The sequence below is a fragment of the Rhodanobacter glycinis genome, assembly GCF_006438785.1.
Lineage (GTDB): Bacteria > Pseudomonadota > Gammaproteobacteria > Xanthomonadales > Rhodanobacteraceae > Rhodanobacter > Rhodanobacter glycinis_A.
The window spans coordinates 33,068-46,274 of record NZ_RCZB01000005.1; the positions used below are offsets into that span (position 1 = coordinate 33,068).

8 protein-coding genes are annotated in these 13,207 nt (G+C 67.3%); 6 read left to right on the forward strand and 2 right to left on the reverse strand.

All coding sequences use genetic code 11. From position 1 onward, the window contains the following. Positions 1-146 precede the first annotated feature (146 nt). A complete protein-coding gene (locus EAH75_RS15855; RefSeq protein WP_140653163.1) occupies positions 147-614 on the reverse strand; it encodes a Dps family protein in 468 nt (155 codons plus the stop codon). Positions 615-771: 157 nt separating this feature from the next. On the opposite strand from EAH75_RS15855, the gene hrpA reads away from it, so the two are divergent. The 6 genes from hrpA to EAH75_RS15885 all read left to right on the forward strand — a co-directional run bounded on the left by hrpA (position 772) and on the right by EAH75_RS15885 (position 12,687). Then, positions 772-4,872, forward strand: a complete 4,101-nt coding sequence (gene hrpA, locus EAH75_RS15860) for an ATP-dependent RNA helicase HrpA (RefSeq protein WP_241668968.1) — start codon at positions 772-774, stop codon at positions 4,870-4,872. A gap of 88 nt (positions 4,873-4,960) precedes the next feature. After that, positions 4,961-7,078, forward strand: coding sequence for a RelA/SpoT family protein (locus tag EAH75_RS15865; protein WP_140806177.1), 2,118 nt, complete (start codon positions 4,961-4,963; stop codon positions 7,076-7,078). Positions 7,079-7,164: 86 nt separating this feature from the next. Further along, positions 7,165-8,853 carry a tetratricopeptide repeat protein gene (locus tag EAH75_RS15870; RefSeq protein ID WP_140806179.1) on the forward strand — a complete coding sequence of 563 codons (1,689 nt, stop codon included), beginning with the start codon at positions 7,165-7,167 and terminating at the stop codon, positions 8,851-8,853. 7 nt (positions 8,854-8,860) lie between these two features. Continuing rightward, complete coding sequence (locus tag EAH75_RS15875; protein ID WP_140806180.1) at positions 8,861-9,700, forward strand: NAD(P)H-binding protein; 840 nt, start codon at positions 8,861-8,863, stop codon at positions 9,698-9,700. 117 nt (positions 9,701-9,817) lie between these two features. Continuing rightward, a complete protein-coding gene (gene mrcB / locus EAH75_RS15880) occupies positions 9,818-12,160 on the forward strand; it encodes a penicillin-binding protein 1B (RefSeq protein ID WP_140806181.1) in 2,343 nt (780 codons plus the stop codon). Positions 12,161-12,162: 2 nt separating this feature from the next. Continuing rightward, positions 12,163-12,687 carry a tetratricopeptide repeat protein gene (locus EAH75_RS15885; protein WP_140806183.1) on the forward strand — a complete coding sequence of 175 codons (525 nt, stop codon included), beginning with the start codon at positions 12,163-12,165 and terminating at the stop codon, positions 12,685-12,687. Positions 12,688-12,817: 130 nt separating this feature from the next. Here the strand turns inward: EAH75_RS15885 and EAH75_RS15890 are convergent, their stop codons facing one another. Then, complete coding sequence (locus EAH75_RS15890; RefSeq protein WP_140806184.1) at positions 12,818-13,207, reverse strand: MAPEG family protein; 390 nt, start codon at positions 13,205-13,207, stop codon at positions 12,818-12,820.

A 13,207-nucleotide genomic window follows, 5' to 3' on the forward strand; every position in this document is an offset into this window, starting at 1 on the left:
TCAGCGCAAGGTCAGGGGCGGCGGCAGATTCCGGCGTTCGGCGCTGCCTGTATTTTCCTGTGGCGGCCACGCCGGCGACACGAAAACGGCGCCATCGGGTGATGGCGCCGTCTGTTTTCGAGCCTGCAAGCCGCTCTTCGGCGCGCTTATCTGAGCAGCGAGCGCAGCATCCAGGCGGTTTTCTCGTGCTCCTTCAACCGCCCGGTAACCATGTCGGCGGTGCCTTCGTCGCCGGCCACATCGGCCGCCTTGATGGTGCCGCGGGCGGTATGGGCGGCAATCTCGTGGCCTTCGACCAGCTGGTTCACCATCTCCTTCCACTCCGGCACGCCGACCTCCTCCTTGATCGAGGTGAGCTTGCCGAACTGGCTGTAGGAGCCGGGCGCGAACACATCCAGCGTGCGGATGCGCTCGGCCACTTCGTCGGCGGCCAGCCAAAGTTCGTTGTACTGGGTCTCGAACATGGTGTGCAGGCTGTTGAACTGCGGGCCGGTGATGTTCCAGTGGAAGCTGTGTGTTTTCAGGTATAGCGAATAGGTGTCGGCCAGCAGCTTGGACAGGTGCTTGGCGACGGCTTCACGATCCTTCTTGGCGATACCGATGGAAATGGCCATGTGTTGCTCCTTCCGGGGTTGGGAGTGCGATGGACAGACAGTAATGGCTCGACCGCCGGCTTGGAAATGAATCCTGCCGATGCCCTCGATAGTCAGCGGCTATCAAGTAGGCAAGCCGCCAGCGGCTATCATCTGCGGCCCGATGAACGATATTCGCATGCCCGCATCCGACCCCTCCGCTGATCCTGGCCTGCGCGCGCTGCGCCGACAGCTGGACACGGTCTCCAGCCGCGACTTCGGCCGCCTGCTGGGCCGCTGGCGCGGCCTGTCGCGCCGGCCGGACGACAGCAAGCTGGCGGCGCTGGTCACCGATATCGAGCGCTCCGCGGCCAGACGACGTGCGCGGGTTGCCGCCAAACCGGAACTTCGGCTGGACGAATCGCTGCCGATCAGCGCTCGCGGCGAGGACATCATCAAGCTGATCCGCGAGCATCAGGTGGTGGTGATCGCTGGCGAAACCGGTTCGGGCAAGACTACCCAGCTGCCCAAGCTGTGCCTGGCTGCCGGTCGCGGCGAGGCGGGCATGATCGGCTGCACCCAGCCGCGCCGGCTGGCCGCGCGCTCGGTCGCCCGCCGCGTGGCCGAGGAACTTGGCACCCAGGTCGGTGACATCGTCGGTTTCCAGGTGCGCTTCAACGACCAGGTCTCCGAGCGCAGCCTGATCAAGTTCATGACCGACGGCATCCTGCTCGCCGAGACCCAGGGCGATCCATGGCTCAGCGCGTACGACACCATCATCATCGACGAGGCGCACGAGCGCAGCCTCAACATCGACTTCCTGCTCGGCTATCTGAAGCAGCTGGCCAAGAAGCGACCCGAGCTGAAGATCATCGTCACTTCGGCGACGATCGACACGGCCCGTTTTGCCGAGCATTTCGATGGTGCGCCTGTAGTGGAAGTGGAGGGGCGCGCGTATCCGGTCGAGCTGCGCTGGCGCTCGCTGGACGAGATCGCCGCGCGGCAGGGCCGCAGCAAGGACATGCAGCAGGGCAGCGCCGAGCACATCGCCGCCGTGCTCGATGAAATCAGCCAGGAGGATCCGCGTGGCGACGTGCTGATCTTCCTGCCCGGCGAGCGCGAGATCCGCGATGCGCACCAGCTGCTGTCGCGCCGGCAGTACCGCGAGACCGAGATCATGCCGCTGTACGCGCGGCTCTCCGCCGGCGACCAGGACCGCGTGTTCAAGCCCGGCATCAAGCGCCGCGTGGTGCTGGCGACCAACGTGGCCGAGACCTCGCTGACGGTGCCGCGGATCCGCTACGTGATCGACACCGGCACCGCACGGGTGAAGCGCTACAGCCAGCGCAGCCAGCTCGAACGACTGCATGTGGAGCCGGTGTCGCAGGCCGCGGCCGACCAGCGCAAGGGGCGCTGCGGACGCGTCGGACCGGGTATCTGCTATCGCCTGTACGACGAAGCCGACTTCGCCAGCCGTGCCGCGTTCACCGACCCGGAACTGCTGCGCTCGTCGCTGGCCAACGTGATCCTGCGCATGCTGGCGTTGCAGCTGGGCGACGTGGAGCAGTTCCCGTTCCTCGAAGCACCCGACCCTCGCGTGGTGGCGGACGGCTATCGCCGCCTTGCCGAGATCTCGGCGATCGACGATGCACGCAAGCTCACCGCGGTCGGCCGCACGCTCGCGCGATTGCCGATCGACGTGCAGCTCGCGCGCATGCTGGTGGAAGGCGAGCAGCTGCATTGCCTGCGCGAGCTGCTCACCATCGTGTCGTTCCTCAGTATCCAGGATCCGCGCGAGCGTCCGTCGGATGCACGCCAGCAGGCCGACGCCGCGCATGCCGTGTTCGCCGATCCGAAGTCCGACTTCGCCGGCGTGCTGAACCTGTGGCGCGCCTATCACGACGCGCACGAGGAACTGACCCAGTCGAAGCTGCGCGACTGGTGCTCGCGGCACTTTCTCAGCTTCATGCGCATGCGCGAGTGGCGCGAGCTGCATCGGCAATTGCTGCTGGTGGTGCAAGAGCTTGGCTGGAAGCTGGACGCACAGACTCTCGCTCCTCCATCGCAGGCGATCGGGAAGAGAGCTGGGGGGAGAGGGGCCGAGCGCGTTGCTGCGCGCGAGCCTGAGGTTGTGGCGCTCGCCGAAACAGATGCAAGTCGCCTTTACGAATCGGTGCACCGCTCCCTGCTCGCCGGTCTGCCGACCCAGGTCGGCCGCAAGGACGAGAAGGGCGTGTATCTGAGTACGCGCGAGCGCAAGTTCCATGTATTCCCAGGCTCGGCCTTGTCCAAGGCGCCGCCGAACTGGATCTTCTCCGCGCAGATCCTCGACGTGGGGGGGCGCGTGTGGGGCATGGCGAATGCGCGCGTCGAACCGCTGTGGATCGAACAGCAGGCAGCGCATCTGCTGCGCACGAGCTGCCGCGATGCACACTGGTCGAAGAAGCGCGGCTGCGTGGTCGCGTACGAGCAGGTCAGCCTGTTCGGGCTGGTGCTGGTAGAGAAGCGGCCGGTCACGTTCCAGCAGCAGGACCCGGCGCTGGCGCACGCGATCTTCCTGCGCGAGGCTCTGACCCGCGGCGACATCGACAGTCGTGCGGATTTTGTGCGTGCGAACCAGCGTGTACTGGAAGACGCGCTTGGCATCGAGGCGAAGCAGCGCCGCGAAGGATTGATCCGCCATGAAGACGATCTGGTCGCGTTCTTCGAGGGCAAGCTGCCTGAAGAGATCGCCAGCAGCCGCGCACTGGACGCGTGGTATCGCAAGGCGCGGCCGGCCGAGCAGGCGGCGCTGCGCTGGTCGCTGGACGACGTGATGGTTGGTGGTGCGGGGCTGGATGCGAAGGCGTTTCCCGCAACCTTGGAAATCCCGCCGCTGGCCATGGATGGCCGAGTGCCGCGAGCGCAGGCGACGGCAGGGATGCCGGAGGTAGAGCAAGGCACGGAGCAATTGCCGGATGCGCAGGAGCGGCCGCAGCGTTACAAGCTCGAATACCGCTTCGTACCCGGCGATGAAGCCGACGGCGTTACCTTGCATCTGCCGCTGGCGATGTTGAACGCGTTGCCGCCCGCCCGCTGCGAATGGCTGGTGCCCGGTCTGCTGGGCGAGAAAGTGGCCGAGCTGATCCGTGGTCTGCCCAAGGCGCTAAGGCGCAATTTCGTGCCCGCGCCGGATTTTGCGCGGGCGTTCGTCGAGGCCGAGTCGCCGCGCGACGAGCCGCTGGCGAAAGCACTGGCGACATTTCTGAAGCGCGCCACCGGTGTCGACATCGCTGCGGCCGAATTCGTCGCCGTCGAGCTGCCGGCCCATTTCCGCATGCGTTACCGCCTGCATGACGGGGATACTTCGTCGAAGCCGGGAAAAACACTTGCCAGCGGCCGCGATCTCGCTGTGCTGCGTGGACAGTGGGAAGGTCAGGCGCGCGAAGCGTTCTCGCGCAAGACCGATATCGAACTGACCCGCGAGGACGTCGCCAGCTGGGATTTCGAGGAGATCCCCGCACAGGTGCGTTCGGACGGCGGCCTGATCGCGTTCCCGGCGCTGGTCGACTTGGGCGAGACGGTGGCGTTGCGCGTGTTCGAGCGCAGCGACGAGGCGCGCGCGGCGCACCAGCAAGGCGTGGTGCGGCTGCTGCGCAACTCGCTGGCCAGTGATGCGAAACAGGCGCGTCGGCGCCTGCCGATCGGCAATGCGCTGGCGTTGAAGTACGCGCCGCTTGGTGGCGTCGATGGCCTGCGCGAAGACTTGCTTGAAGGCGGCTTCAGCGACTTGCTTGAACAACATGATCTGGACGTGCGCACGGCCGGTGCGTTCGAGAAGCTGCGCGCGCAGTTTTCGCGCGAGCTGTTCGGTGCCGGCGTCGAGCGGCTGAAGCTGGCCGAACCGATCATCGAGGCGCAGGCCGAACTGAAGCCGTGGCTGCAGCCGCCGCTGATGGGCTTCGCCCGCGCCAGCTATGACGACCTGCGCGAACAGTTCGACGCCTTGCTGACGCCAGGCTTCCTGCGCGAGCTGTCGGCGGCGCGGCTGGCGCATTACCCGCGTTACCTGAAGGCGATGCGCCTGCGCGGTGAGCGGCTGCGGCAGGATCCGACGAAGGACCAGCAACGCATGCTGCAGGTCATGCCGTACTGGCGCGCGTACCTGCAGCACCGCGCCGCCGGTGCCGATGCGGCCGACCTCGTCGAGCTGCGCTGGCTGATCGAGGAGTGGCGCGTGTCGCTGTTCGCACAGGAACTGAAGACCGCCGAACCGGTCTCGGCCAAGCGGCTGGCGAAGGCGCTGGCAGCGCTGGCCTGAGCCGAGGCCAGCGGCGCGACCGGTCGACTGCCGGGGAATGCGGCGGCACTGCGGTTACTATGGATGTCTGTACCGGACATCCCGCCTCATGGCCCCGACCATCACATCTTCCAGCCTGCAGCCGTGGCGCGACCGCGCCGGCGTGCTACCGCCGGTGCTGGACGAGGCGTTGCAGACATGCATGACCCATCCCGTTCCCGAGGCCGAGTGCTGCGACGTGCTGGATCTGCTGGGCATGCTCGGCTGCGATGCACAGACCCAGGCGGCGGCGTTGTGGTTCGAGCTGGCGCGGGCGGATCCGGCGCTATGGGCCGCGCAGCGCGCAAAGTTGCCGGCGGAAGTGCAGCGACTGGTCGGCGGTCAGCAGGCCGCCGAACAGGTGTGGGCCTTGCATGCACAACGGGCGCCGGAGGGCGCGGCCGAGGGCCTGCGTCGCCTGCTGCTGGCGATCGTGCGCGATTTGCGCGTGGTGTTCGTGCTGCTCGCTCGGCAGCTGGCGCGGATGCGTGCGGCCGCGTTGCTGCCGGCGGAACAGGCTGCCGCACTGGCGCGGCTGACCCGCGACATCCATGCACCGCTGGCGAACCGGCTCGGCATCTGGCAGTTGAAGTGGGAGCTGGAAGATCTGGCGTTCCGCTTCCTGCAGCCGGAAACCTACCGCCGCATCGCGAAGCTGCTCGACGAGCGGCGTGCCGACCGTGAGGGTTTCATCCGCGAGTCGCTGGACGAGCTGCATGGTGCGCTCGCTGCTGCCGGCATCCATGCGGAGCTGGCCGGGCGGCCCAAGCACATCTATTCGATCTGGAAAAAGATGCAGCGCAAGTCGCTGGATTTTTCCGACCTGTACGACATCCGCGCGGTGCGCGTGCTGGTCGACAACGTCACCGATTGCTATGCCGCGCTCGGCGTCGTGCACGCGCGCTGGCCACATCTGCCGGGCGAGTTCGACGACTACATCGCGCGGCCCAAGGCGAACGGCTACCAATCGCTGCACACGGCCGTGCTGGGTCCGGCCGGCAAGACGCTCGAGGTGCAGATCCGCACGCACGAGATGCATCGGGCCAACGAGCTGGGTGTGGCCGCACACTGGCGCTACAAGGAAGGCGGCAGCGCCGATGCCGAGTTCGAGGCGAAGATCGCCTGGATGCGCAAGCTGCTGGAACCGCGCGGTGATGACAGCGGGCTGGCGGCTGACCTGCATACCGAGCTGCTGGAAGATCGCGTCTACCTGCTGACCCCCAAGGGCGAGGTGTTCGACCTGGCGCGCGGTTCGACCGTGCTGGATTTCGCCTACCTGGTGCATACCGAGGTTGGTCATCGCTGCCGCGGCGCCAAGGTCAACGGCCGCATCGTGCCGCTGACGTTCCAGCCGCAGAGTGGAGATCGGGTGGAAATCCTCACCACCAAGCTGGGCGAGCCCAGCCGCGACTGGCTGTCGCCGCACCATGGTTATCTCAACACTTCGCGGGCGAAGGACAAGGTGCGCGCGTGGTTCCGCCGGATCGCCCATGACGCGAATCTCGCGGTCGGCCGCAGCATGTTCGAGCGCGAGCTGAAGCGGCTGGCGCTGTCGGGCGCGGACGCGAGCAAGCTGCCTGCGCATTTCCACCTGCAGACCCACGACGAGTTGCTGATCGCGCTGGCGCTGGGCGAGATCACGCCCGGCCAGATCGCCCGCGTGGTGCAGGAAGCCGCGCAGCCGCCGGCACCCCCGCCGCCACCGGTGACCGCACGACCGGTCACGCTCGACCACAGCGCGCTCAGCATCGAAGGCATCGGCAATCTGCTGACCACGCTGGCGCGCTGCTGCCAGCCGCTGCCGGGCGATCCGGTGCGCGGCTTCATCACCAAGGGCCGCGGTGTGTCGGTGCATCGCGCCGATTGCGGCAGCCTGGCGCGGCTGGTTCGGCGCGATCCGGATCGGGTGATCGAGGTGAGCTGGGGCAGTGCCGCCAGCCAGGCCTACGAGGTCGACATCGAACTGCGCGGCTACGATCGCAAGGGTCTGCAGAAGGACGTCACCAGTGTCATCAGCAATGCCGGCACCCACATCATTGCCTCGTCCAGCCGCCTGTTCGCGCACACCGGCGAGGTGGAGATGCGTTTCACCCTGCGCGTGCGCGATTTCGAGCAGTTGTCGACCCTGCTCGGCAAATTGCTGGCGTTGCCCAACGTGATCGACGTGCGCCGGGTCGGCGTCGGCTGAATGACCCCGCAATGCCGGTCTGGCACGGGCAAGGCAGCCCGCAGCCCGATGTTAAGCTGCAGCGACAGCCTGAACAGCCACGGATCATGAGCGGACGCCGAGACCAGCACGACGCACATCCACCCACGCGCACCGAGCCCACCCTGGGTGATCTCGATCGCCTGGACGCGCCGCGTGCGCCGTCCCGCGACGGCTTGCCCGAGGTGTCCGTCGAGCCGCGCCACCCGCATGCCAGGCGGGGCGCGCCGGTGCGTCGCCGTCGCCGGGGCTGGCTGGTTCCGCTGTTGCTGTTGCTGGTTGTTGTGGCGGCCGGCACACTCTGGTTCAACCAGAACCGCTTGCGCGGCATGTTGCCGCGTACCGACTTCAACACGGTGCTGACGCAAGCGCAGCAGGCCCTGCAGGATGGCCGTCTGGACGGCCAGGACGGTACCAGCGCACGCGAGCTGTTCCAGGCCGCCGCGGCGCTGGAGCCGGACAACGATCGTGCGCGCGATGGCCTGCGTCAGGTCGGCCAGGCCGAGTTGGCGCAGGCCGATGCCGCTTTGCAGGCGGGACAGATTGCACAGGCCACGCAGCAGGCGGCAGTCGCCCGCGAATTGCTCGGTGGCGGCAGCGATATCGACCGGCTGGATCATGCGATCAGCAGCGCCCGCGCGTCGCAGGTGCAGACGGTGGACCTGGTCGATCAGGCACAGCAGGCATTGGCGACGGGCAAGCTGGATGGCGTTGCCGGTGCGGGCGCGTTGTACCAGCGCGTGCTGCGTGCCGATCCCGGCAACGCGGTGGCGGCACACGGACTCGATCAGGTCGGCTATGCGCTGGCGGCGCAGGCGCGCAAGGCATTCGATGTGAAGGACACGGCCGCGGCCAACGCCAGCATCGAACAGCTCGCCGCGCTGCAGCCGAACAACGGCGCACTGCCAGCATTGCGCGCGGTGCAGGCGCAGACGCGCAAGCAGGACAACAGTGCACTGGATGCGGCGCTCAGTCAGGGACATGACGCCTTGCGTGCCGGTCGCATCGGCGGCGCCGGCGACGATACGGCACTCGCTCATTTCCAGGCCGCACTCAAGCTCGACCCGGACAATGCCCAGGCCAGGGTTGGCCTCGGCAAGGTGGCGCAGGCCATGACGGTGCAGGCGAGCGCGGCGATCGATGCCGGCGACACGACACAGGCGAACAGGCTGCTCGATCAGGCGGCGCAGCTGGCGCCGAAATCGGCGGATCTTGCAGCTGCCCGTGCGCGCCTGAGCAGTGTCGCGTCGGCGCCGGTTGCCGCCGCAAACGCGGACGAAGCCGAAGCACCATTGGCTCCCGCGGTGCTTTCGCCGCAGCAAAGCGCGGCAGTGGCGCGACTGGTACAGCGCGCGCAGCTGGCCACGAAGAACGGCGACATCATGATGCCGCCCGGTGACAGCGCATACGACCTGTATCGCAGCGCGCTGGCGATCGACGGCAACAACGACGCAGCGCTGCATGGACTGCAGGCCTTGCCCGGCCAGGTCGAACAGCAGTTCAGCCAGGCACTCGCCGCCGGCAAGCTGAAGCAGGCCGACGACATGCTGGCGAATCTGGCCGAACTGGCTCCTGGCGATGCCGGGCAGAGCAGGTTGGGCGACCGGCTGGCCAGTGCCTGGCTCGATCAGGCCGAGCAGCAGCTCGGACGCGGTGATTATGTCGATGCCGGCCAGTCGCTGGATCATGCGCGCAAGCTGGCACCGAACCATCCGCGCGTGCTCGATCTGACGGCCCGATTGCAGGGCAGCCGGTGAGTGCTGCATGACCGTGCTGGTGTTCGGCGGCAGCAGCCAGATCGGCCACTTCCTGTTGCCGCGCCTGCTGGCCAGTGGCGAGCCAGTACTGGCGTTGAGTCGGCAGTCGCAGCCGGCGCAAGCTGGAGTGAACTGGTTGTGGGGTGCACTGCCCGCCGACGTACCGACGCTGCCGCCATTGTCGGCGATCATCAGTTTCGGCCCATTGCCGGAGTTGGCCGAGTGGCTGGCGCAGACCCGTTTGATCGACGCGCCGCGGGTGATCGCCGTCAGCTCGATGAGTGCCGAAACCAAACGCGACTCCAGCGTGCCGGCCGAGCGCGAGATCTCGCGCCAGTTGCATCAGGGTGAGGCTGCGCTGGCCGCGGCGTGTGCCCGCCACGGTTGTGCATGGACGGTGCTGCGGCCGACCCTGGTCTACGGTGCCGGACTGGACAAGAGTCTGACTCCGATCGTCCGTCGCGCGCTGCGCCTGCGGCTGTTTCCGTTGCCGGCCGGCCGCGGCCTGCGCCAGCCGGTACACGCGGATGATATTGCGCAGACAGTCCTGGCGGCGCTGGATTGTCCGGCGGCATCCGGCCGGATCCTGCCGATCGGTGGCGGCGAACGCCTGCCGGCTGGTGAGATGTTTGCGCGCGTGCGCCGCAGTCTGCCGCAGGCGACCGTGCCGCTACCGCTGCCGGCGTGGCTGCTGCGGCTGGGTCAACGCACGCTGCCGCCGCTGCGCGGACCGCTGAGCCGGCTGGACAGCGATCTGATCGCCGACAACGGCGAATTGCAGCGACTGCTCGGGATCCATCCGCGGCCGTTCCGCCCGGAAGCCTCGATGTGGATGTCACCGTTGTAGCGGCAACCGGACGAATTGAATTGCCCGCGTTTCGCCACGAAACCTGCCGCCGCGTTCATATGCGCGCCGGGTGGCAGGCCCTATGATCGAACCACCTGATTGCCGGATTCCCCCACGTTGGACTTCTTGAATCGTCTTCGTTCGCTCGCGCGCCGCTGCTGGCCGTGGCTGCGCATCCCGTTCTGGATCGGCATGGGTCTGTTGTTCGGCTTCGTGCTGCCGTACACGCTGGTGCTGAACAAGCGCGTGCAGGATCGCTTCAACGATTTGGTGTTCGCGGTGCCCACCCGAGTCTATGCGCGACCGCTGCCGCTGGCGGCCGACATGCCGATGACGCCGGCTGCGCTGGAGCTGGAACTGACCTTCGCCGGCTACAGCAATGACGGCCACGGCCAGGTCGCCGGCAGCTGGGTGAAGCAGGGCACGCGCTACACGATCACTTCGCGCGGCTACGCCGGCCCTGACGGTGGCGAGTTGCCCAAACGCATTCGCGTCACCTTCGGCAAGGGTACCGTGCAGTCCGTGCAGGATGCGGCCAGCAGCAAGAAGATCCCGTTGGCGCACCTGGATCCGGCGCGCATCGCCACGCTGTACGGCGCAACCCAGGAGGAGCGCCGCTTCGTGCATCTGGCCGACGTGCCGCCGCTGCTGCTGAGCGGGCTGCAGGCGGTCGAGGATCGCGATTTCAAGCATCACATCGGCATCGACTTCAGTGCCATCGCACGCGCCGCGTTCGCCAACCTGCGCGCCGGCCATACCGTGCAGGGCGGCTCCACGCTGACCCAGCAGCTGGTGCGCAACCTGTTCCTCAGTCGTGACCAGAACTTCACGCGCAAGATCAACGAAGCGCTGATGTCGCTGCTGCTGGAGGCGCATTACAGCAAGGGGCGCATTCTCGAGGCCTACGTCAACGACGTCTTCCTCGGCCAGCAGGGCGACCAGGCCGTGCACGGTTTCGCGGCGGCGTCGGAGTTCTACTTCGGGCGGCGGCTGGAGGACCTGCGTCCGCAGGAGATTGCGCTGCTGGTCGGCATGGTGAAAGGGCCGAGCTATTACGACCCGCGCCGTTCGCCGGAGCGTGCGCTGATCCGGCGCAACCTGGTGCTGCAGGAATTCGCCAGCACCGGCTTGCTCACCGCCGCGCAGCTCAATGCGGGGCAGGCCGCGCCGCTGGACATCGTCAGCAACGGCCAGCTGCCGCACAACCGTTTTCCCGCCTTCATGCAGCTGGTGCGCACGCAGATCATTGCCGACTTCGACGAACAGGCACTGCGCGACGGCAACCTGTCGATCTTCACCACGCTCGATCCGGCGGCGCAGCTGTATGCCGAGCAGGCGATCACCAGCACGATGAAAAGCCTGGGCAAGCGCGCCGATCCGCTGCAGGCGGCGGCCGTGGTAACCAATGCGCAGACCGGGAGCGTGCTGGCCGTGGTCGGCAGCAAGGATCCCGGCGACCAGGGTTTCAATCGCGCGCTCGATGCGCGCCGCCCGATCGGCTCGACGATCAAGCCGTTCGTCTATCTGGTGGCGCTGACCCAGCCCGATCGCTGGAACCTTGCCAGCATGCTCGACGACAGCCCGATCAGCATGCGCCAGCCCGACGGCAGCATGTGGACTCCGCAGAACGACGACAAGCAGAGTCACGGCCAGCTGCCGATGGTCGATGCGCTGGCGCATTCGTGGAACCTCGCCACCATCCATCTCGGGCTCGCCGTCGGGCTGCCGCGAATCCAGTCGTTCCTGCAATCGTTCGGCCTCACCGACGTGCATCCCAGTCCGTCGCTGCTGATCGGTGCGCTCGATCTGGCGCCGCTGCAGCTGGCCCAGCTGTATCAGTATCTGGCTGCCGACGGGCACGCCCTCCCGCTGGTGGCGGTGAGTGGCGTGGTCGACGGCAGCGGTCGCACCATCAAGCGGTATCAGGTGCAAGGTGGCAGTGGTGAATACCAGGAAGCGGTACGCCTGACCACATGGGCCATGCAGCAGGTCGCCGAGTACGGCACCGCCAGCTCGATCGGCAATTCCGGGCTGGCGTGGCTGCATGCGGCCGGCAAGACCGGCACCAGCAACGACACCCGCGACAGCTGGTTCGCCGGCTTCACCGGCGAGCATCTGGCGGTGTTCTGGATGGGTCGCGACGACAACAAGTCGACTGGCCTGTTCGGCGCCACCGGCGCACTGCGCGCGTGGCGCGACCTGTTCGCCAAGCTGCCCACCCAGCCCTTGTCCACCGCACCTGGCGACGGGCTGGAAATGGCCTGGATCAATCCGGCCAGCGGCAAGCGCACCGAAGCGCAATGCGCCGGCGCGCGCCAGTTTCCCGTGGTCGCCGGCTCGTTGTCGGCCGATACCGAAGGCTGCTTCTGGCAAGGCGTGCAAAGCCTGTTCGGCGGCGGCAATCCTCCCACTGCCAGCAGTGTGCCGTTGCCCGCCACCGGCGCACCCATCCGGAATTGATCATGCATATGTACCGACGTTTCACGTTCTTGCCGCTGCTGCTGAGCCTGCTGGCCGGGTGCGGCATGTTCGCGACGACTCCGCAGACGCCTGCACGCGCAACCGCACCGACCTACGACCTGGTCGCCGCCATCCGCGCCGCTGGCGATCGCGAAAAATCCGTCATCGACGTCCACCCGCTGCGCGAGCCGGGCGTCACTTCGCTGCAGGATGCCGCGCAGCAAGACGAGCAGACCGGCAAGTACGCCGACGCTGCCAGCAAGCTCGATCAGGCAATCAGGCTCAGCCCGAATTCGCCCGACCTGCTGCAGGAGCGCGCCGAGATCGCGGTACGCCTGCGCGATTTCGGCGCGGCCGAAAAGCTCGCCCATCAGTCGTGGTCGCTGGGCCCCAAGCTCGGCCCGCTATGCGCGCGCAACTGGCAGACCGTCGTCGAGATGCGCCTGCAGGCGCGTGACGTGACTGCTGCGCAGACCGCGCGAAAGTGGGTACAGCAGTGTCACAAGCCGGGCGTGTCGCGGTACTGAGTGCGTTGCGTGGTATCGCGTCAGGTTGTTCGTCCTGCGTCGGAGTCCGTATGCCGACGACACCGTTCGGAGGCAATTCCCGCAGGCCGCCGCGACGCAGGCACAAGACACTGCATGCGGTGGGCTGGCTTCAGAACAACGCCGCCAGCAACAGCACGATGCCGATGATGCTCACCGTCCAGACCAGCGTGCGCAGGTAGGGAATGCCGGCGGCGTATACCGGCACGTAGGCCAGCCGGGCCCAGAAGTAGAGCTGGGCGCCGAGTACGGTCAGGTTGTCGTGGCGCTGCAGCAGGTGGGCGAGCAGCACCACGGCGACGAACAACGGAAAGGTTTCCAGGAAATTCGCGCGGGCGCGATCCAGCCGGCCGCCGATACCGCTGAGCGGGGGCTTCACCGCGTCACGCGCGCTTGCGGCCCAGTCCAGTCCGCGCTGTCCGATCGAGCAGGTCGCGGCAATCGCGACCTGCAGCAGTCCCAGCACGACGCTCCACATCAGCATGCACAGTTCGGTCGTCAT